16 protein-coding genes are annotated in these 20,363 nt (G+C 64.0%); 3 read left to right on the top strand and 13 right to left on the bottom strand.

Annotated elements, in window-relative coordinates; all coding sequences use genetic code 11:
• Window positions 1–23: 23 nt before the first annotated feature.
• The 3 genes from CO664_RS15080 to CO664_RS15070 all read right to left on the bottom strand — a co-directional run bounded on the left by CO664_RS15080 (window position 24) and on the right by CO664_RS15070 (window position 3,399).
• Window positions 24–908, bottom strand: a complete 885-nt coding sequence (locus tag CO664_RS15080) for a patatin-like phospholipase family protein (protein ID WP_097539247.1) — start codon at window positions 906–908, stop codon at window positions 24–26.
• Window positions 909–990: 82 nt separating this feature from the next.
• Window positions 991–1,551 carry a 16S rRNA (guanine(966)-N(2))-methyltransferase RsmD gene (gene rsmD / locus CO664_RS15075; protein WP_037413266.1) on the bottom strand — a complete coding sequence of 187 codons (561 nt, stop codon included), beginning with the start codon at window positions 1,549–1,551 and terminating at the stop codon, window positions 991–993.
• A 6-nt stretch (window positions 1,552–1,557) separates the two neighbouring features.
• Entirely contained in the window at window positions 1,558–3,399 is a 1,842-nt protein-coding gene (locus CO664_RS15070; RefSeq protein ID WP_097539246.1) for a pseudouridine synthase, read from the bottom strand.
• A gap of 72 nt (window positions 3,400–3,471) precedes the next feature.
• On the opposite strand from CO664_RS15070, the gene CO664_RS15065 reads away from it, so the two are divergent.
• Window positions 3,472–3,921, top strand: coding sequence for a nucleoside deaminase (locus tag CO664_RS15065; RefSeq protein WP_037413264.1), 450 nt, complete (start codon window positions 3,472–3,474; stop codon window positions 3,919–3,921).
• A 9-nt stretch (window positions 3,922–3,930) separates the two neighbouring features.
• Here the strand turns inward: CO664_RS15065 and CO664_RS15060 are convergent, their stop codons facing one another.
• The 7 genes from CO664_RS15060 to CO664_RS15030 form a co-directional block, all read right to left on the bottom strand.
• The gene (locus CO664_RS15060) at window positions 3,931–4,410 is read right to left on the bottom strand and encodes a GNAT family N-acetyltransferase (protein WP_037379067.1); all 480 of its coding nucleotides are present in this window, start codon (window positions 4,408–4,410) and stop codon (window positions 3,931–3,933) included.
• A 3-nt stretch (window positions 4,411–4,413) separates the two neighbouring features.
• On the bottom strand, window positions 4,414–5,034 hold the full coding sequence (locus tag CO664_RS15055) for a hypothetical protein (protein ID WP_037413263.1): 621 nt from the start codon (window positions 5,032–5,034) through the stop codon (window positions 4,414–4,416).
• A gap of 132 nt (window positions 5,035–5,166) precedes the next feature.
• The gene (gene ileS / locus CO664_RS15050) at window positions 5,167–8,076 is read right to left on the bottom strand and encodes an isoleucine--tRNA ligase (protein WP_097526389.1); all 2,910 of its coding nucleotides are present in this window, start codon (window positions 8,074–8,076) and stop codon (window positions 5,167–5,169) included.
• 271 nt (window positions 8,077–8,347) lie between these two features.
• Window positions 8,348–9,331 carry a bifunctional riboflavin kinase/FAD synthetase gene (locus CO664_RS15045; protein WP_097539245.1) on the bottom strand — a complete coding sequence of 328 codons (984 nt, stop codon included), beginning with the start codon at window positions 9,329–9,331 and terminating at the stop codon, window positions 8,348–8,350.
• Window positions 9,332–9,344: 13 nt separating this feature from the next.
• Window positions 9,345–10,193: a TIGR01459 family HAD-type hydrolase gene (locus CO664_RS15040; RefSeq protein WP_097539244.1), complete on the bottom strand. Its 849-nt coding sequence runs from the start codon at window positions 10,191–10,193 to the stop codon at window positions 9,345–9,347.
• Window positions 10,194–10,308: 115 nt separating this feature from the next.
• Complete coding sequence (gene chrA, locus CO664_RS15035; protein ID WP_097526337.1) at window positions 10,309–11,667, bottom strand: chromate efflux transporter; 1,359 nt, start codon at window positions 11,665–11,667, stop codon at window positions 10,309–10,311.
• Entirely contained in the window at window positions 11,664–12,491 is an 828-nt protein-coding gene (locus CO664_RS15030) for a sulfurtransferase/chromate resistance protein (RefSeq protein ID WP_097526338.1), read from the bottom strand. The genes chrA and CO664_RS15030 overlap by 4 nt, the downstream gene beginning before the upstream one ends.
• 265 nt (window positions 12,492–12,756) lie before the next feature.
• Here CO664_RS15030 and groES point away from each other — a divergent pair, with 265 nt between their 5' ends.
• Both groES and groL read left to right on the top strand, forming a co-directional pair.
• A complete protein-coding gene (groES, locus tag CO664_RS15025) occupies window positions 12,757–13,053 on the top strand; it encodes a co-chaperone GroES (protein WP_012706990.1) in 297 nt (98 codons plus the stop codon).
• Window positions 13,054–13,127: 74 nt separating this feature from the next.
• Window positions 13,128–14,765 (top strand): chaperonin GroEL, encoded by a 1,638-nt coding sequence (groL, locus tag CO664_RS15020; RefSeq protein WP_037379039.1) that lies wholly within the window; start codon window positions 13,128–13,130, stop codon window positions 14,763–14,765.
• A gap of 473 nt (window positions 14,766–15,238) precedes the next feature.
• Here groL and CO664_RS15005 read toward each other — a convergent pair whose 3' ends face one another.
• From CO664_RS15005 to CO664_RS14995, 3 genes are all read right to left on the bottom strand, one after another.
• Entirely contained in the window at window positions 15,239–18,034 is a 2,796-nt protein-coding gene (locus CO664_RS15005; protein WP_097539242.1) for an EAL domain-containing protein, read from the bottom strand.
• Window positions 18,035–18,302: 268 nt separating this feature from the next.
• Window positions 18,303–19,520, bottom strand: coding sequence for an FAD-dependent oxidoreductase (locus tag CO664_RS15000; RefSeq protein WP_097539475.1), 1,218 nt, complete (start codon window positions 19,518–19,520; stop codon window positions 18,303–18,305).
• Between the two features lie 122 nt (window positions 19,521–19,642).
• Entirely contained in the window at window positions 19,643–20,350 is a 708-nt protein-coding gene (locus CO664_RS14995; RefSeq protein ID WP_097539241.1) for a glutathione binding-like protein, read from the bottom strand.
• Window positions 20,351–20,363: the final 13 nt, after the last annotated feature.

Here is a 20,363-nt window from a genome sequence, read left to right as displayed (position 1 = left end):
GAACGCGGTGGGGCGGGCGGAAATCAGCGATTCGCTTGCCATTGCTCGATCCGCTCGGAGAGCGCCCGCTTCAATTGCTCCTTCGTGGCAGCCGTCGCCGCGAGCACTTCGCGGGCACGCAGGAAATCCAGGGCACGGAAGCGGCCGACATCCGGGCGGAGCAGAATGTCGGGGGCGCCGGCCTTCATCTTCATGGCGATGATCGACTGCATCATCAACTGGCTCGCGCCGAACAGGGTGTCGATGCGGCTCGGAATCGTCTTGCCGTCCCCATCGGGACCGCCGACGACATCGACGGCGATGACGATGTCGGCGAGGTCACGCAAGTGGTCGAAGGGAACCGGATTGTACATGCCGCCATCGATCATCACGCGGCCCTCAATCTTCACCGGCGTGAAGATCGCCGGCAGGGCGCAGGAGGCGGCGATCGCTTTGTGCAGGTCTCCCTGTTCACAGACGCGCTCGGTTTGCCCGTAGTAATCGGTCGCGGTGACTTTCAGCGGTATCAGCAGGTCGGAAAAGTGCGGCGGGATCGCCTCTGGCAGAAAGGCTTTCAGCACCCGTTCAATGTTGAATTGTCCGAGGCGGAAGCCGCTCGACACGGCTTCCGACAGGCTGCTCGGCCGAAGCTGCCACAGCCGGTTCAGAATTTCGCCGCGATTGCCGACGGTCGCAAACGTGTAGTCCCGGATCTCCTTGCCGGTCATGCCGGCCGCCATGCCCGCGCCCATGATCGCGCCGATCGACGAGCCGGCGATCGCCGCAGGCCGGATCCTCATCTCGTCCAGCGCCGCGATGACATGGATATGAGCAAAGCCGCGGGCACCGCCCCCGCCAAGCGCAAGCGCGATCGTCGGCTCGTCCCTGCCGTCGGGCCTGTTGCGCTGCGCAGATACGTGCTGCTCCATCGATGCTCTCCGTTCCGTCCGCGCCGCTACAGCGGTGCCAAAGGGCGGGATCAGGCGGGTCTCACCGCCCGCCCAACTTAGATCAGGCGCCTAGAAATCGGTAGAAATGCATTCGCGTATCGCCGAAGGCGCGATCGTCGAGCTGCTCGAAGGCTGCGGACAAACGCGGCCGCACGTCGCTCCGCTCTTCCAGCACCACGAGAGCGCCGGGGACGAGCCATCCGCCGGCCACGGCCGACTCCAGCGCACGTTCTCCGAGCCCTTTCCCATAGGGCGGATCGGCGAAGACGAGATGAAAGGGCTCCATCGTGCCGACCGAGCCGAGATCGACCGCATCGCGGCGAAAGATCTTGGCGCGGCCTTGCAAGCCGAGCGTTTCGATATTGACGCGGATGAGCCCGCGGCCCTCGACCCCCTGTTCGACGAAGAGCGCCTGGCGGCAGCCTCGCGACAGGGCCTCGAGTCCGACTGCACCCGTGCCGGCAAAAAGATCGAGGACCCGGGTGCCGTCAAGCGCCTCGGGATAGCTGTGGCCGAGAATGTTGAACAGGCTCTCGCGCGTCCGGTCGGTGGTCGGCCGGATGTCGTTGGACTTGGGGCTCGCGAGCGTGCGGCCCCGAAACTCTCCGCCGACGACGCGCACGGCCGGTTACTTCCCCTTGCCGCGCGGCTTGCCGCCGCCCGTGCGACCGCCGGGCTTGCTGCCGGCAGGCTTGCCTCCACCCGGTCTGCCGCCACCGGGCCTGCCGCCGCCAGGCTTGCCGCCACGCGGACCACCGGAACGCTGACCGAAGGACTTCCCTCCCGCCGGCTTGCCGCTGGCAGGCTTTCCACGAGGATTGTCGCCGAAGGGGCGATCTCCGCCTTCGCGGCCCTCGCGGACATCGTCCTTGCGGCGGCTTGTCCGCGGCTTCTCCGAAAATGCGCGATTGTCGCCGGCGGTCCGTGCCGGACGCTCGCCACGAGGGCGCTCGCTGCTCTCGCGACGCGGCGGGCGATCGCCGTGATCCCGCGATTTCCGCTCGTTGGGATCGAAGGGCCGGCGCCGCTCGAAACCGCCGTCGCGGGCATCGTCTTTGCGGCGGACCGGTTCGCTGGCGCTGATCCAGTCGCCATCCTCATCGGCGCGTTTGACCGGCGGACGCGGGGCGCGGTCCGGCCGAGCAGCACCCTTGCCGGCACTTGCCTTGCGGTCGGGATCGAACTTTGCCGAAGTCTTCGTGGCCGCGCCATCCTTCGTGCGGCCGTAACGCTTGGTCTTCGGCGCACCCTCCGGGCGCTCGCGACGGGCGGGTTTCGGCGAAGCATCGTCCTCGGCCGCCTTCGGCTTCTTTTCGGCGACTGGGCGGGCACCCGGGGCCATCCAGACATTCGCCGTGCGGCTGCGTTTCGCCGGCGCCCGGGCCGGGCGATCCTCGAATTTTTCGCGGGGACGATCGCGGCGATCGCGGGAGCGGCCGTCGTCACGCTGCGTATCAAGGCGAGCAAGCGCCCGTTCGCGCTTGTCCTCGGGCTTTTCACGCCAGGCGCCGCGTTCCGGCTTGCCCTTTTCAGGAATGTCCTCGCTGTGGACCTCCCTCTCCTCTGCGGCGGGCTGATCATTGTAGAGCGGCGCGTCGAAATTCGCCTTCGCTTCCGCGATCAGGCGCGGACCGAGCTGATCCCTGAGCGTGCGGCCGCGGATTTCCTGGACGTGCCCCTCGGGCAGTTCGCCGAGTTGGAACGGGCCATAGGAAATGCGGATCAGGCGGTTCACGTCGAGGCCGAGCGCCCCAAGCACGTTCTTGATCTCGCGATTCTTGCCTTCGCGCAGGCCCATGGTGATCCAGACGTTGGAACCCTGGACCCTGTCGAGCGTCGCCTCGATCGCACCATAGAGGACGCCGTCGACGGCGATGCCATCCTTCAGACGATCGAGTTCCTGCTGATCGATGTCGCCATGGGCGCGGACGCGGTACCGCCGCAGCCAGCCGGTGGCCGGCAATTCGAGCGCGCGCGCCAGCCCGCCGTCGTTGGTGAGGAGCAGCAGGCCCTCTGTATTGATGTCGAGGCGGCCGATCGACAGCACCCGCGGCAACTCGTCCGGCAAGTTGTCGAAGACGGTGGGACGGCCTTCAGGGTCGGCGTTGGTCGTTACCAGGCCGGCCGGCTTGTGATAGAGCCACAGGCGCGTCCGCTCGATGCCGCGGATCGGATGGCCGTCGACCTCGATCCTGTCGGCAAGCGTCGCATTGACAACCGGGGTTTCGAGCACGACACCGTTAAGCTTGACGCGCCCTTCCATGATCATCCGCTCGACGTCGCGGCGCGAGGCGACGCCGGCGCGCGACAGGATCTTCGAGATGCGTTGCGGCTCGTCGGCGCCGACGTCGGCTCCCGGCGCCGCGCCCTTGCCGGGCCGTGCCGCGTTGGCCTTCTTCTCGCCTGAAGGAAAATTGCCTTTCCGACCTTTTCCCTTGCCGGGCCCGGTGGACTTGTCTTTGGATGTCATTTCTGTTGCCTGCCTTTTGCGGCTGTCCTATCAGGTCGAAGGCCACGGGTTAAGAGAAATTATGAGCAAGTGATGGCGGAAACGACGCGGTACATGGATGCGGCGCTAGACGAGGCCCGGAAGGCGGCGGCGCGCGGCGAAGTGCCGATCGGCGCCGTCGTCGTGCTCGACGGCGAAGTCGTCGCTGCGGCCGGGAACCGCACGCGCGAATTGCGGGACATTACGGCCCATGCCGAGATCGAGGCGATCCGCCAGGCGGCGGCCGCCGTCGGCGACGAGCGGCTCTCCGGCGCCGATCTCTATGTGACGCTCGAACCCTGCACCATGTGCGCGGCGGCAATCTCGTTTGCCCGCATACGCCGCCTCTACTACGGCGCCGAGGACCCGAAGGGCGGCGCCGTCGAAAGCGGCGTCAGGTTCTATGGCTCGCCGACCTGCCATCATGTGCCGGACGTCTATTCCGGCCTCGGCGAACGCGAGGCGGCCGAGCTGCTTCGCGGTTTTTTCGCCGCCCGGCGATGATAGCCACAGTCAGCTGGAGGCGAGCGCCTCAAGCTCCTTGCCCGTCAGCCGGTAGCGCGTCCACTCCGAGAGCGGCTCGGCGCCGATCGCCTCGTAGACACGGATCGCCGGCTCGTTCCAATCGAGAACGCTCCACTCGAAGCGGCCGCAGCCCTCGGCAAGCGCGATACGGGCCAGGTGCTTGAGCAGCATCTTGCCCGCTCCCGAGCCGCGGTGCTCGGGCGTAACATACAGATCTTCAAGATAGAGACCCTTGCGCGCCTGCCAGGTCGAATAGTTGTAGAACCAAATGGCGAAGCCGGCCGGCGCGCCATCGACCTCGCAGATGATCGCCCGGCTGACCGAGCCGGTCCCGAAGAGCGAATCCGTCAGAAGTTCGACAGTCGCCTCGACCTCGTCCTCGGCCTTCTCATAGATGGCGAGGTCGGTGATGAAGCGCAGGATCGTTGCCGCATCGGCCGGGACCGCATCGCGAATGCTGATGGCCATGGCTTAGAACGGCCAGTACCACTTGCTGCCACTGTTGGCGACTTGCGCCGCCTTCTTGCGCCGGCGCTCCTTGTCCTTCTCCGGCTCGCCGAGATCCGTTTCCGAGGCCTCGGGCAGCCGGCGATACTCGAGCGGCGGGTCGCTCAGGAAACGGCGCTTGTCGGAATAGGCGCCCATCTCGATCTTGCGGGCCTCGCGATAGGCCGCCTGCTGCTCCTTGGCAGAAAGACGGCGGCCGTTGGCGCTTGCCTTGGCAAGCGGCGAGACGTAGTTCGGATTGTTCTTGTTGGCGTCGGCCTCTTCGCGCAGGCGCTCGCGCACCTCCTCGGGGGACTCGACCCACTCGGGATTGGTTTCGCGACTTGCGAGCGACTGCTGCGGCTGGATGAGCGAAGCCTGCTCTCCCTGCGGCGGCAACACAAGGCCGGCGCGCGGCTGGTACTTGACCGGATCCTTTTTCGGCGGCGCCAGGCTGATGGCGCTGCCGAGATCGTCGACGAGCTGTTCGCCGGCCGTCTTGTCCGTGCCGTAGGTCGGGCCGCCGATGCAGCCGGAAAGCGCCAGGCTCCCCGCCACGACAGCAGCAATGCTCGCAGACACCCGCAACGCTCGCGTCATTTCCATAAAGTTCCCTTAAGCCCCGCCGCACCGCGCCAGCCGCGGCCATTAAACGCCCCCATGGCGGAAAAATCCGCCAAATTTCGGGCAGGTTGTACCGGATGAATGCGCCAAGCGCAATTCACCCGGGACGTTCCATCACGCTTTGAAGCCAAGTTCCCTCAGTGCGGCGGCGTCGCGGGCCGACACTTCCGGATAGAGCGGATCGGAGCCGACATCCGTGGTGATCCGCCAGGAGCGAGCGCATTTGCGGCCTTCGGCCAGCCTCGGCACGACGCTGACCTTCGCCACTTCCGGCAAGGTAAACGCGCCTTCCGGCCCCTCGGCGTCGTCGATCCCGATCGCCGAGGTGATGCAGATCTCGGCAAAATCCTGGCCTTCGAGGGCGGCCTTCAGATCCGGATCGGCGACGTGGACGAGCGGAGCGGCTTCCAGGGAGGAGCCGATGCGCTTGTCCTTGCGCTCGATCTCGAGCGCGCCGGTGACGACCTTGCGCACTTCGCGGATCTTCCGCCATTTCTCGGCCAGCGCATCGTTGCGCCATTCCGCCGGCACAGGCGGGAATTGCTCGAGATGCACCGAGAGGGCTTCCGGGTTACGGGAAAGCCAGGCTTCCTCGGCGGTGAAGGGCAGCATCGGCGCGAGCCAGGTCACCAGGCAATCGAACAGCGTGCGGATGACGTGCAGCGCGGCGCGGCGGCGGAGCGACGAAGGCGCATCGCAGTAGAGCGCGTCCTTGCGGATATCGAAATAGAAGGCCGAAAGTTCGACATTCGAGAAATCGATCAGCGCGCGGGCGATCCGCTTGAAGTCGAAGGCGTCGTAGCCTTCGCGCACCAGCCGGTCGAGTTCGGCAAGGCGATGCAGCATCAGCTGCTCGAGCTCCGGCATCTCGGCAAGCGCGATCACTTCGCCCTTGTCGTGGGCGAGCGTGCCGAGCATCCAGCGGACGGTGTTCCTGAGCTTGCGGTAGGCATCGATGTTCGTCTGGATGATCGTCTTGCCGAGGCGCTGGTCTTCCCAGTAGTCGGTGGTCATCACCCACAGGCGCAGGATGTCGGCGCCGGCATCCTTCATCACTTCCTGCGGCGTGACCGTGTTGCCCTTCGACTTCGACATCTTCTCGCCCTTCTCGTCCATGGTGAAGCCATGGGTGACAACGGCGTTGTAGGGCGCGCGGCCGCGGGTCGCGCAGCTTTCCAGCAGCGAGGAGTGGAACCAGCCGCGGTGCTGGTCGGAACCCTCGAGATAGACATCGGCCGGCCATTTCAGATCTGTACGGTCTTCGAGCGTGAAGGTGTGGGTCGAGCCGGAATCGAACCACACGTCGAGGATGTCCATAACCTGGTTCCAGCGGGCATGGTCGTGGTCGTTTCCGAGGAAGCGTTCCTTCGCTCCCTCAGCGAACCAGGCATCGGCCCCTTCCTTCTCAAAAGCCTCGAGGATCCGCGCATTGACGGCGTCGTCGACGAGGATTTCACCCTGCTCATCGGCGAAGACCGCGATCGGCACGCCCCAGGCGCGCTGGCGCGACAGAACCCAGTCCGGGCGCTGCTCGATCATGGCGCGCAGGCGGTTCTGGCCGGCGCCCGGGACGAAACGGGTTTCGTCGATGGCGTTGAGCGCCCGCGAGCGCAGCGTCGTGCCGTCGCCGAAGTCCTTGTCCATATAGACGAACCATTGCGGCGTGTTGCGGAAGATGACCGGCTTCTTCGACCGCCAGGAATGCGGATAGGAATGCTTCAGGCGTCCGCGGGCAAAGAGCGCATGGCGGGCGATGAGCGCCTTGATGACGCGATCGTTGGCGTCGCCCTTCTTGCCCTTGTCGTCGATGACGCGACCGGCGCCGCCTTCGGCGTCCGGACCGAAGCCAGGCGCATCGGCGGTGAAATAACCGGCATCGTCGACGGTGAAGGGGATCGCAGAGGAGATGCCGCGCGCTTCGAGTGACCGGGCGCCGTCCATCCAGGCATCAAAGTCCTCGCGGCCGTGCCCGGGCGCGGTGTGGACGAAGCCGGTGCCGGCATCGTCGGTGACGTGTTCGCCGTCGAGCAGCGGCACCTTGAAGGCGTATCCACCGCCGAGGCCGTGCAGCGGGTGCAAGCAGGTGACTGCCGCAAGCTCCTCGGCTTCGATGTCGCGGATGAAGCGGAAGGTGACCTTCGCCTTGGCGGCCGATTCCTCCGCGAGGCGCTTGGCGAAGATCAGCTTTTCGCCCGGCTGCGGACCGTAGTCGTTTTCGGCCGTCGCGACTTCATAGAGGCCATAGGCATAGCGCGACGAATAGGCGACCGCCCGGTTGCCGGGAATCGTCCAGGGCGTCGTCGTCCAGATGACGACAAAGGCGCCGGCAAGCGCATCCGGGCCCTCTGTCACCGGGAACTTCACCCAGATCATGTCGCTTTCGACGTCGGCATATTCGACTTCGGCCTCGGCGAGCGCGGTGCGTTCGACAACCGACCACATCACCGGCTTCGAGCCGCGATAGAGCTGGCCGGCCCGTGCGATCTTCATCAATTCGCCGGCGATACGCGCTTCTGCATGGAAGTTCATCGTCGTGTAGGGATTGTCGAAGTCGCCTTCGATGCCGAGGCGCTTGAATTCCTCGGTCTGCACCTGGATCCAGCCGCTGGCGAAATCACGGCATTCCTTGCGGAACTCGTTGACCGGGACGTCGTCCTTGTTGCGGCCCTTCTCGCGATATTTCTCCTCGATCTTCCATTCGATCGGCAGGCCGTGGCAGTCCCAGCCCGGGACGTAATTGGCGTCGAAGCCGCGCATCTGGAACGAGCGGTTGATGACATCCTTGAGGATCTTGTTGAGCGCATGGCCGATATGGATGTTGCCGTTCGCATAGGGCGGGCCGTCATGCAGCACGAACTTGTCGCGGCCGGCAGCGGAGGCGCGAAGCTTCTTGTAGAGCTCCATCTTCTGCCAGCGGGCAACGAATTCCGGCTCCTTCTGCGGGAGGCCGGCGCGCATCGGAAATTCGGTCTGCGGCAGGTAGAGCGTCGAGGAGTAGTCGATCTTTTCAGCGGTCTCTGTCATGGTCTTTTGCATTCGTCTTTTCCGCGCGGATTGTCACGCAGGCGGAAGGGTTCGGTCTCTCGAAGATGACTGGAAGGGCGTGAAACGCCGAAATCCCGGACCTCCCGGCACGCTCTAGCGCGCGCGGAAAGCCGGGCCAATAATTCGCTGATCGATGGTCAATCGACGATGCCTGATCATAATGGCCGGTTGTTTAAGGCGTTTTCGCCCTTTTGAAAAGGTCCGCGAGCGCAGCAGGGCGCGATTCTTTAGGCCCGGTGCACCCGGCGCTTCAGACGAAATTGATATGGCGGTCGATGTCGCTCAAGGGCCGCACGCCGGAAAGAAGGGCGCGCGCCTCCTTCTCGTCCTCCCTCATCTGCACCATCAGGGGCTCGAGCCCGTCGAACTTCACTTCGTCGCGAAGGTGGCCGAAAAAGGAGACGGCGCAGACCTCGCCGTAAAGGTCGCCGGAGAAGTCGAACACGAAGGTCTCCAGCAGCGCTTCACCGTCGCTGTCGACGGTCGGGCGGCGGCCGAAGCTTGCAACCCCGTCGTAAAGCGAACCATCCCAGCGGCGGAACCGCACCGCATAAATGCCGCTCCTGAGTTCGACTTCGGCCGGCAGGCGCATGTTGGCGGTCGGATAGCCGAGCGTGCGCCCGAGCTTCTTGCCGCCGATCACCTCCGCTTCGACCGTGTAGCGGTAGCCGAGCAGGCCGGCGGCATGCGCGACGTCGCCTTCGGCAAGCAAGGAACGGATGAAGCTCGAGGAAATGACCGCGGCGTTCTCGTCGCGGAAGGCATCGACCAGCGTCACGCCGAAGCCTTCCTGGGCGCCCGCCGCCATCAGGAAGGCCGGGCCGCCCTCGCGTCCCTTGCCGAAATGAAAATCGAAACCGGTGACGACGTGCGATGCGTGCAGCCATTCGCGGAGAATGCGATGGATAAAATCGGACGCCGAAAGCTCGGAGAAGGTCCGGTCGAAGGGATATTCGATCACCGCGCCGAAACCCATCCCCTCGAGGATGCGAGCCTTCAGCGGCGCAGGCGTCAGGCGGAAGACGGGCTGGTCGGGCCGGAAGACGGTGCGCGGATGCGGTTCGAAGGTCAGCACAAGGCCGGGAACGCCCCTGCCCTTTGCCTCGTCGAGCGCGCGGATCAGCACCGACTGATGGCCCCGGTGGACGCCGTCGAAATTGCCGATCGCGATCACGCCGCCGTGGAGGCGCTCGGGAAGCGGATCACGGGTCTCGTTGCGATGAAAAACCGTCATTGCCGTCTCCCTGTCAGGCGAGCCGGGGCATCCAGCACTTCGGCGTCGCCCCTTCCTTTTTCAGGAAGGCGGCAAGCTTCGCCTCGTCGGTGCGGCTTTCGTGCATGTATTCCAGCGCGTGGATGCCGGCGCTGATATAGAGCAAATCGAAACCGGCTTCCTGCGCCCCCTTCACGTCGGTCGGCATGCCGTCGCCCACGGCGATGACCCGCGCGAGATCGAAGGCACCTCTCACCACCTTCGCTTCGGACAGCGCGGCACGGTAGATCGCCTTGTAGGGCTTGCCGGCAATGCGCGCCTCGCCGCCGAGTTCCTCGTAGAGCTTGGCGATTGCGCCCGCACAGGGGATCAGCCGATGGCCGCGTTCCACGACGAGATCGGGATTGGCACAGATGAACGGGATTTTCCGTTTGGCAAGCCCGCTCAGCGTGGCGCGGTAGTGTTCGGGGGTTTCGGTCTCGTCGTCGTAGAAGCCAGCGCAGACGATCGTCTCGGCCTCTTCCGCCGAAACGATCTCGGTGCCCAATCCTTCGAGCAAGGGCAGATCGCGATCGGCGCCGATGAAGAAAATCCGCTTCTCGGCCGAGGCGATCAATGCCCGCGTGACGTCGCCAGAGGTGACGATCCGGTCATAGGCTTCATCGGGAACGCCGAGGCCGCGGATCTGCACCTTGACACTCGGATGCGGCCGCGGCGAATTGGTGATGAGGACGACCGTCACCCCTTGAGCGCGTGCCTCGGCAAGCGCCTCGCAGGCGGAGGCGAAGGCCTGAACGCCATTGTGAAGCACGCCCCAGACATCGCAAAGCACCACGTCGTATCGGCTGGCGATTTCCCGAAAACTGTTGATCCTGACGGCCATCCTGGCTTCCTGCAAACTCGGCTTCCCGGCTGACATCGCAAGGAAGGACCAAGAATACAAGCCTCGCCTACAGAAAAACGCCGCAGTTCCCAAGATAGGCGGCAAATGCCGCCAATCAGACAAGCATCAGCAACCAGCCGGCCACCGCACAGATCGCGAGCGTCTGGAAAATGCCGCGCTTCCACCAGAAAAGCGAAACGGCCGCAATGACGGTCAAGAAAAGAGCAGCAGGGTGAAGCGTCGCCGGATCCGGATAGGGAAGCGAGAGCGGGCCGCTCTCCAATCGCTCGACGCGACCAAAGAGGACATGAAGGCCGAACCAGACGGCGAGGTTGAGGATAACGCCGGCGACCGCCGCCGAGATCGCCGACAGGGCACCGGAGAGCGCCGCATTGGCGCGCAGCCGCTCGACATAGGGCGCGCCGAGAAAGATCCAGAGAAAGCACGGAACGAAGGTCACCCAAGTCGCAAGCGTCGCGCCAAGCACGCCCGACGTCAGCGCATCGACACCGATCGGCGCACGGTACGCCCCCATGAAGCCGACGAAGGCGAGCACAAGCACCAGCGGCCCCGGCGTCGTCTCCGCCAGCGCCAGGCCATCGACCATCTCCCCGGGGCGCAGCCAGTGATAGGTCTCGACCGCCTGCTGTGCGACATAGGCAAGAACGGCATAGGCGCCGCCGAAAGTGACGACCGCCATCTGCGAAAAGAAGAGGCCGATGTCTGTGTAGACATTCGGTCCGCCGACGATGGCCGCGATCAGGAGGAAGGGCGCCAGCCAGAGGGCGCCCCATACGGCAATGACTGCCGCCGCCCTCCCCCAGCTTGGCTTTCCGTGGGGGTAATCGGCGCCGATAACGGAGGGAAGATCGGGAGCCTTCGCTTGATGCGCGGCCGCTCGCCGCGCCGGCGCATGGCGGGCAGCGACATAGCCCGCGATGCCGGCCGCGAGGACCACCAGCGGAAAGGGCACGGCGAAAACGAAGAGCGCCAGGAACGCCAGGATGGCGAGCCATCGATCGAAGCCGGTTTTCAGCGCCCGGCGGGAAAGCCGGATCAGCGCCTCGATGACGATCGCCAGCACCGCGGCCTTAAGGCCGAAGAAGAGGCTCGCAAGCCAATTGGTCTCCTGGAACAGGGCATAGGCGGACGAGAGGCCCAGGATGACAAAAAAGCCCGGCATCACGAAGAGCGTGCCCGCCACCACCCCGCCGCGCGTGCCGTGTAGGAGCCAGCCGATATAGGTGGCGAGTTGTTGCGCCTCTGGGCCGGGCAGCAGCATGCAATAGTTAAGCGCGTGCAGGAAGCGGCTTTCCGAGATCCAGCGGCGCTCCTCGACGAGTTCCCGGTGCATGAGCGCAATCTGTCCGGCCGGCCCGCCGAAGCTCAACAGGCCGATCCTTGCCCAGACCTTCGCGGCTTCGGCAAAGGTCGGATGGGCGGGCGGAAGGCCCGCCGATACCTGGTCGTTCACGTCCGCTTCCCCTTGCCGCCGTGCGATACCCAATCGTGCTTCTCCTCTCTCGCATCGCGCGCCCAGCGGTAGAGCGCGTCATAGAGAGTCATCCCCGCCTCGAGCTGTTCGAGGTCGCCGGCATACATTCGGGATAGGCCAAGCGATACGGCGAGAAGACCGGCCGCTTGCGGTTCCAGCTCGTGCCTGTCCGTGTCGGCACCGCGGACGATCCGGGCGACGTGCTCGAGCGCGGGAAAGGAAAGGCGGAATTCCTTGACCATCGTGTCGAAGGTGCAATCGTCGCCGCGGTGGCTCCAGAACACGCCTTCGATGTCGAACGGCGTTGCGTCGAAGCGTTCGCCGACCGCCTCGACCTCGGCCGGCGAGACGTAGAGGAACCTGGCGCGCGGATCGACGAAGCGGCGGATCAGCCACGGGCAGGCGATGCGGTCGATCTTCGGCCGGGATCGCGTCACCCACACCGAGCCGCCCGAAGGGTCGGCATTCGGCAGGCTCGCCACCGGGACGAGAGGCAGACCCGCCTCGCGCCAAGCTTCGAGACCGCCTTCCAATATTTCCGCAGACGCGCCGGCGTGCCGAAGCCATGCGGCAACGCCTTCGCTGAGCTTGCCGCCGTGCTTGCAGAGCGCGACGACCCACTGTCCTTTGTATTCGTCCGCCCATTTGGGCGCATCGGCGTGCGTCCGGTGGAACGAGGACGGTACGAGATGGGGATCGGCGGTGAAATCGTCCTCATCGCGAACATCGATGAGGACGGGAGCTTTCGGCGTGCCGACCAGCCGGGCAAGTTTTTCAGGAGAGATGGAGTTGAACGAGGCCATGATACGACGTCCTTGATAGCTGTTGGACGCGAAATTCCAGCATGACGCCTCGTGGGGCATTCGCTTACCCCATAGATCCATCAAACAAAAAACGGCATTTCATGTCAACGCTCGCGGCCGGCAAAAAAATCTCGAAGCGGATCCTTGACTCGTTCGGTAGCCAGCCTTATCTCGGCGGCGCTAGCACTCTTTAAGCAGGAGTGCTAACACCCATCCACCGGATCGATGAACGATCCGCAATGTCATTTGATCGAGGGATTAGACAATGGCAAGCACCAACTTCCGTCCGCTGCACGACCGCGTTGTCGTCCGCCGCGTCGAGTCTGAGGAAAAGACCAAGGGCGGCATCATCATTCCGGACACCGCGAAGGAAAAGCCGCAAGAAGGCGAAATCGTGGCTGTCGGTTCGGGTGCCCGTGACGAAAGCGGCAAGGTTGTTCCGCTCGACGTCAAGGCTGGTGACCGCGTCCTGTTCGGCAAGTGGTCCGGCACCGAAGTCAAGATCAACGGCGAAGACCTTCTGATCATGAAGGAAGCCGACATCATGGGCATCATCGGCTGATCGGCCCGCAACCCCAACTTCCGTAATTTGAAACCGGGTGCGTCCCGGAACTTCGAAACCAGGAGCTTTCAAAAATGGCAGCTAAAGAAGTCAAGTTCGGCCGTACCGCGCGCGAAAAGATGCTGCGCGGCGTCGACATCCTCGCCGATGCGGTCAAGGTGACGCTCGGCCCGAAGGGCCGCAACGTCGTTATCGACAAGTCCTTCGGCGCTCCGCGCATCACCAAGGACGGCGTTTCGGTCGCCAAGGAAATCGAACTCGAAGACAAGTTCGAGAACATGGGCGCCCAGATGGTCCGCGAAGTCGCTTCGAAGACCAACGACATCGCCGGCGACGGCACCACGACCGCAACCGTTCTTGCCCAGGCGATCGTTCGCGAAGGCGCCAAGGCCGTTGCTGCCGGCATGAACCCGATGGACCTGAAGCGCGGCATCGACCTCGCCGTCACCGAAGTCGTCAAGGACCTGCTCGCCAAGGCCAAGAAGATCAACACCTCGGCAGAAGTCGCCCAGGTCGGCACGATTTCGGCAAACGGTGAAAAGCAGATCGGCCTCGACATCGCCGAAGCGATGCAGAAGGTCGGCAACGAAGGCGTCATCACGGTTGAAGAAGCCAAGACCGCCGAGACCGAACTCGAAGTCGTCGAAGGCATGCAGTTCGACCGCGGCTACCTGTCGCCCTACTTCGTCACCAACCCGGAAAAGATGGTCGCCGACCTCGAAGACGCGTTCATTCTCCTGCACGAGAAGAAGCTCTCGAACCTCCAGGCGATGCTCCCGGTTCTCGAAGCCGTCGTTCAGAGCGGCAAGCCGCTCCTCATCATCGCTGAAGACGTCGAAGGCGAAGCGCTTGCAACGCTCGTCGTCAACAAGCTGCGCGGCGGCCTGAAGATCGCTGCCGTCAAGGCCCCGGGCTTCGGCGACCGCCGCAAGGCCATGCTCGAAGACATCGCCATCCTGACGGGCGGCACGGTGATCTCCGAGGACCTCGGCATCAAGCTCGAAAACGTCACGCTCGACATGCTCGGCCGTGCGAAGAAGGTCTCGATCTCCAAGGAAAACACGACGATCGTCGACGGCGCCGGCCAGAAGGCCGACATCGAAGGCCGCGTCGCCCAGATCAAGGCCCAGATCGAAGAAACCACTTCTGACTACGACCGTGAGAAGCTGCAGGAGCGCCTTGCCAAGCTCGCTGGCGGCGTTGCCGTTATTCGCGTCGGCGGTGCGACGGAAGTCGAAGTGAAGGAAAAGAAGGACCGCATCGACGACGCCCTCAACGCGACGCGCGCTGCCGTTCAGGAAGGCATCGTACCGGGTGGCGGTGTTGCCCTGCTGCGCTCTTCCGTCAAGATTACCGTCAAGGGTGAAAACGACGATCAGGACGCCGGTATCAACATCGTTCGTCGCGCTCTGCAGGCTCCGGCCCGCCAGATCGCGGAGAACGCTGGCGATGAAGCCTCGATCGTTGTCGGCAAGATCCTCGAGAAGAACACCGACGACTTCGGCTACAACGCTCAGACCGGCGAGTATGGCGACATGATCGCCATGGGCATCATCGACCCGGTCAAGGTCGTCCGCACCGCTCTCCAGGACGCAGCCTCGGTTGCGGGCCTGCTCGTCACCACCGAAGCCATGATCGCCGAGCTGCCGAAGAAGGACGCTCCGGCCATGCCGGGCGGCATGGGCGGAATGGGCGGCATGGACATGATGTGATAGGGCGACAGCCTTAGCGCAGGTGATCCATCCGGATCGGAAGGGCGGCTCTCGAGCCGCCCTTTTTGCTTTTCACGATTTCGTCGGCGAGGATTCCTTCATGCCATTCGCCTCGCTGGGCAAGCGCCGCCGGGCACCACCGGGCGTTCACACTCGGCGGCAAGCCGACGACTTCATGCCAGCGCCGAATGGCTTGCATTGGAGCTGCGCCTCTTGTGGAATCCTTGCTACGGTCGGAGGCACCCCCTCTGCCCTGCGGGGCATCTCCCCCACAAGGGTGGAGATCGGCAAGTGGCGATGTCCCGCCATCTATCCTTACATGGACTTTGCAGGTCCCCTTATTTCGGCATAGGCACGCTGGGCGTGGGGCAGAGCGGCGTTTTCCAGCCAATCTCCCTCCTTGTGGGGGAGATGCCCGGCAGGACAGAAGGGTATCAATCCCACTCTCCCGCTTTCGCCGTTTGCCGAACGCGTCAGGCGGCCTCGGTCCTGACCCCAACGACGGAACCGATCGGCGCCGGCCGCCCGAGGAAATAGCCCTGCGCCTCGTCGCAGCCTTCGGCAATGAGAATGTCGAGCTGCTTCTGGGTTTCCACCCCTTCGGCGAGCACCGGTACCTGGAGGCTGTGGCCGAGCGCGAGGATGGCGCGAATAATCGCCTTTGCCTGGGGGCTGCCTTCGACCTCGGACATGAAGCTCTTGTCGAGCTTGATCTTGTCGAAGGGGAACGACCGCAATGTCTCCAGCGAGGAGTAACCCGTGCCGAAATCGTCGATGGCGATCGTCACGCCAAGCGCCTTGATCTCGCGCAGCGTCAACAGCGCGCGCTGCTTGTCGTCGATAATCGTCGATTCGGTAATCTCGAGCTCGAGCCGTTTCGGGTCGAGCCCGGTTTCGACGAGGATCGCATGGACGAGGCTGACGACGTCGCCATTTGCCAGCTGCACCGGCGAGAGGTTCACGGCGATCTTGTGCTGGCTGTCCCAGGTCGCCGCTTCACGGCAGGCCTCGCGCAACACCCATTCGCCGATCGGCAGAATGGCGCCGCATTCCTCGGCGAGCGGGATGAATTCGCCTGGCGATACCATGCCGCGTTCCGGATGGTTCCAGCGCAGCAGCACTTCGTAGCCGATCACCTCTCCGCTCGTCACTGATTTCTGCACCTGGTAGTGCAGTGCCAGCTGGTTCTTCTCAACCGCTTCCCAGAGATCGTTCGCCAGCGCCCGGCGGCCGCGCGCAGCCTCGTCCATCGAGACCTCGTAGAAGCAGATCGTCTGATTGAGCGCCGCCTTCGCCCGATACATCGCGAGGTCGGCGTTGTTGATCAGCGTGTCGGCGGTTTCCGCATCCTGCGGGTAGATGGCCACACCCATGCTGCCGCCGGATTTCAGCTCGAAATCGCCGAAGCGCATCTCCTCATGCAGGCACCGCTCGATCCGCCGCAGGAAGTCATTGAGTTCAGACAGGTCTTCGAAGCGCTTGACCGCAGCGAACTCGTCTCCGCCGAAGCGGGCGACGAATTCGCCCTCTTGCAGGTGTTCCTTCATCCGCTGCGCGATCGTCACCAGTACGAAGTCGCCAGCCGCATGTCCGTGCAGGTCGTTGACTTCCTTGAACTTGTCGAGATCGATGCCGACGACCGCCACCTTGCGCGAAAACCAGACGGCCGCGTCGAGTTCCTCGTCGAGATGGCTGTTGAACTGCAATCGGTTGGGCAGCCCGGTCAGGCTGTCGTGACGCGCGAGGAAGGAAATCTGCTCCTCGGAGTCGAGCCGCTCGGTGATGTCCTCATAGGTGGAGACCCAACCGCCATCGGGAAGCGTGCGGTGCTTGGACAGGATCGAGCGTCCGTTCGACAATTTTTCGACCAGGTCGCCGCCGCCCTTCGCCACGATGTCCAGCCTATGCCTCTGATAGGCCTCGTTCGCCTTCGCCTCCGCGACCACCGGATCCGCATAGGTGCGGTCAAATGCACGATTGAGGACTTCCCGGAAGGTCATGCCCTTGCCGGCCATCGATTCAGGCAGATCGAAGATCTCGAGGCAGCGCCGATTCGAAAGCAGCAGGCGGTCGGCACGATCGAAGAGACAAATGCCTTGGCTCATGTTTTCGAGCGCGATGTCGAGATTCTTGCTCACCTCGGCGATCCGATCGGCATCCTCCTTCTGCTTGGTGATGTCCTTGGCGATCTTGATGAAGCCGGCGTGCTCGCCGTCCTCGCCGATGATCGGGTCGATCACCACATGCGCCCAGAAGCGGGTGCCATCCTTCCGGTAGCGCCAGCCCTCGGTTTCATATTTCCCGGCGTCAAGGGCGATGCGCAAGGCGCGCCCCGGCAGGTTCGCCGCACGATCCTCGGGCGAGTAGAAGCAGGAGAAGTTTTTGCCGATGATCTCCTCGGCGGAATATCCCTTGTTGGCCTCGGCGCCGGCATTCCAGCTTGCCACGCGTCCGTCGACATCGAGCATGTAGATGGCATAGTCCCTGACGCTGCGCACGAAGCGGGAAAACTCCTTCTCCGATGTGGTGGCGAGGATCTCCGCCTGGCGTGCGAAGCCGGCGGCGATCAGCACGGCGGATAGAAGAAAGAAGGCGGTTCCGGCAAGGACGAAGGCCAAGAGATGCGGCTGGATCATGCCTTCCGGGGTTTGGGTCGTCGCGAACTCGACTTCGATCGTAACCGCGCCCATCGCGGTGAAGTGCAGCACGACGATGCCGAGCGTCATCGCCAACGTCGCGGCCATCTGTGCCCTCAGCGACTGGTCGGCCCGGTTGATCGCAAGAAGGGCACCCATGTCGAAGAGCACGCCGGCCAAAATCGATGCGACGACGAGCATCGAATCCCAACGAATGAACCCGGGCACTTCGAGGGCGGCCATGCCGAGGAAATGCATTGAGCCCACACCGGCGCCGAGCACCAGGCCACCCAGCAGCCAAGCGGGACGGCCCTTCCAATAGGAGGCGATCGCCAGAGCCGACGTCGTCAGCAGGATCGCGGCCACCAGCGACAATGCCGTCAGGCTGGCCTGGTAGCCGAGGACGACTCCCGGGTCATAGGCGAGCATGGCAATGAAATGGGTCGCCCAAATGCCGAAGCCGCTGGCAATGCCTGCGGCCGCCACCCAGATCGCCTGCGGCCTGCCCTCGGAGATACGGGCCCGCTGAAGCAGCGTCACGGCGCCAAAGCTGGAAAGGAAGCAAACCACCGCCGCCAGTGCAACCAACCGCAAGTCATGTTCCACGACGAGGCACGAAAGAATCCTAAACATTGCAGGTCGCCCAAATACACGCATTCGCCCGCTCGGCGCCTGTGTTCCACGCCGGGTCGCTATGTGTTCGCTTTAATCCCTTTAAGGAAGGATGAAATTTACCGGGACCACCGCCGCTTTCGAAGCGAACATTGCTGAGTTGCGTTAATGAATCGCCAAGCTACCGCAAGCTTATCGTAGGAGGTGCGCGCCATTCGAGGAGCGGCAAAGACACGTGGAGTCGTTCCGCGAATGGTACGTTCATGGCAAGGAGATCGCCCTTGCGCCGCTATGCGAGCAAGGATTTGAGATCGACCTGCGGATCGGCCAGTAGGGCCCGATTGGGCGTTACGCCCGCTTCGAGCAGCTTCTTGCCCGTCACGTAGGCCTTCGCGTCGTTGATGGCATCGACGGCGATCAACTTGCCCTGGCGGAAATACCAGACGGAGACGCTGCCCTCGCGCTGGCCCGGGCGAACCAGGGTTTCGTCGTGGCCAAGCCCGAAGCCGGCGATCTGCAGCTTGACGTCGTACTGGTCCGACCAGAACCAAGGCTTCGGATCATAGGGCTCGGAACCGCCGGCGAGAACGGCTGCGATCGCTTCCGCCTGGTCGACGGCGTTCTGGACCGATTCGAGACGAATGCGCATGTCCTGCCAGGGCAAGACGGCGCAGTCACCGATCGCGAAGATCGCCGGGTCGGATGTCCGGCCGTGGCTGTCGACGAGGATGCCGTTCGCGGTTTCGAGGCCGGCATCATGGGCCAGGGCGTCATTCGCCGCCACGCCGATGCCGACGATCACCAGGTCGGCCGGAATGACCGAGCCGTCGGAGAGCTCCGCCGCGGACACGCGCCCGTCTTCGCCGATCAGCCGGTGAAGGCCCATGCGCTCGCGGATATCGACCCCATGCGAGCGATGGATCTCGCGGACGACCGCAGAGGTCGCGGCCGAAGCGACGCGCTGCAGGATGCGGTCCGCCATTTCTATGACTGTGACCTCCAGCCCGCATGTACGGGCGACCGCCGCCGCCTCCAGGCCGATATAGCCCCCGCCGATCACCAATACCCGCCGCCCCGGCTGCATCTCCCCGGCGAGCCGGTCGGCGTCCTGGAAATCGCGCACCACATGCACGCCTTCGAGATCGCCGCCAATCGAAGCGGGCAAGCGGCGCGGCGTGGCACCGGTTGCAAAGGCCAGCGTTTCATAGGGGAGCCTCGAGCCGTCGCTGAGCGTGACTTCCTTCGTCTTGCGGTCGACCCGCGTCACCATCGTCGACAGGCGAATGTCGATTTCGTGCTCCGCATACCAGGCCTCCGGCCGATAGAGCAGCCGGTCGAGAGTCATTTCGCGCAGCAGGTATTTCTTGGAAAGCGGCGGCCGCTGATAGGGCAAGCTCGACTCGGCGGCGACGACAGTAATCGAACGCATGTCCTGCAGGGCGCGAAGCTTGGCAATCAAGGCGAAAGCGGCCTGACCGCCACCCACAACAACAAGTCTTCCCGACACCATCTCCACCCGTCTCAACGATCAATTCTTCGAGCCGCGGAAGCCGCACAGGCTTCCGCATTGGCTCGCTAACCCGTAACCCTCCGGCCCGAGTCCAGTCAACTCGAGCCGAAAAGGCGACGCTATTCCTTGCGCGGAATTTCCATGCCCTTCTGCGCAGCCGGACGCTCCAGGCCGCGGTCGACCCAGGCCATGACATTCGGGAAGCTCTTGTACTCAAGCACTTCGGCGCCGCCATAGAACTTGCGCGCGCCTTCGACCCAGGGATAGGTGGCGATGTCCGCAATGGTGTATTCGTCGCCCATCAGCCACTCACGGCCCTCGAGCCGCGTTTCGAGAACGCCGAGCAGGCGCTTTGCCTCGTCGCGATAGCGCTCGACCGGATAGGAATTGTCGGCGACCTTCTCGGCGGCGAACTTAAAGAAGTGGCCGAACTGGCCGAGCATCGGCCCGATGCCGCCCATCTGGAACATCACCCAGCAGAGCGTCTCGTAGCGCCCGGCCGCATCGGCCGGAATGAGCTTGCCGGCCTTTTCCGCGAGATAGATGAGGATCGCGCCGGATTCGAAGAGACCGATCGGTTTGCCGTCCGGTCCGTTCGGATCGATGATCGCCGGGATGCGTCCGTTCGGGTTGAGTGACAGGAATTCGGGCGACTTCTGCTCGTTCGCGTCGAAAGCAATACGATGCGCCTCATAGGGCAGCCCGAGTTCTTCCAGAGCAATCGAGATCTTCACGCCGTTCGGCGTCGGCAGCGAATAGAGCTGGATGATGTCGGGATTCTTCGCCGGCCAGCGGCTTGTGATCGGGAAGGAGGAAAGATCAGCCATGAGGTGCCTTGAG

Origin of the sequence: Sinorhizobium sp. NG07B (assembly GCF_002532005.1) — a bacterium.
In the GTDB taxonomy this organism is placed as follows: Bacteria; Pseudomonadota; Alphaproteobacteria; order Rhizobiales; family Rhizobiaceae; genus Sinorhizobium; species Sinorhizobium fredii_C.
This window is presented reverse-complemented; position numbering and strand designations above follow the sequence as displayed.

Bases quoted from the DNA above. Each gene is read 5' to 3' on its own strand.
- CO664_RS15080 (WP_097539247.1), bottom strand. From the start codon at position 908: ATGGAGCAGCACGTATCTGCGCAGCGCAACAGGCCCGACGGCAGGGAC.
- CO664_RS15070 (WP_097539246.1), bottom strand. From the start codon at position 3,399: ATGACATCCAAAGACAAGTCCACCGGGCCCGGCAAGGGAAAAGGTCGG.
- CO664_RS15065 (WP_037413264.1), top strand. From the start codon at position 3,472: ATGGCGGAAACGACGCGGTACATGGATGCGGCGCTAGACGAGGCCCGG.
- CO664_RS15060 (WP_037379067.1), bottom strand. From the start codon at position 4,410: ATGGCCATCAGCATTCGCGATGCGGTCCCGGCCGATGCGGCAACGATC.
- CO664_RS15055 (WP_037413263.1), bottom strand. From the start codon at position 5,034: ATGGAAATGACGCGAGCGTTGCGGGTGTCTGCGAGCATTGCTGCTGTC.
- ileS (WP_097526389.1), bottom strand. From the start codon at position 8,076: ATGACAGAGACCGCTGAAAAGATCGACTACTCCTCGACGCTCTACCTG.
- CO664_RS15045 (WP_097539245.1), bottom strand. From the start codon at position 9,331: ATGACGGTTTTTCATCGCAACGAGACCCGTGATCCGCTTCCCGAGCGC.
- CO664_RS15040 (WP_097539244.1), bottom strand. From the start codon at position 10,193: ATGGCCGTCAGGATCAACAGTTTTCGGGAAATCGCCAGCCGATACGAC.
- CO664_RS15030 (WP_097526338.1), bottom strand. From the start codon at position 12,491: ATGGCCTCGTTCAACTCCATCTCTCCTGAAAAACTTGCCCGGCTGGTC.
- groES (WP_012706990.1), top strand. From the start codon at position 12,757: ATGGCAAGCACCAACTTCCGTCCGCTGCACGACCGCGTTGTCGTCCGC.
- groL (WP_037379039.1), top strand. From the start codon at position 13,128: ATGGCAGCTAAAGAAGTCAAGTTCGGCCGTACCGCGCGCGAAAAGATG.
- CO664_RS15005 (WP_097539242.1), bottom strand. From the start codon at position 18,034: ATGTTTAGGATTCTTTCGTGCCTCGTCGTGGAACATGACTTGCGGTTG.
- CO664_RS14995 (WP_097539241.1), bottom strand. From the start codon at position 20,350: ATGGCTGATCTTTCCTCCTTCCCGATCACAAGCCGCTGGCCGGCGAAG.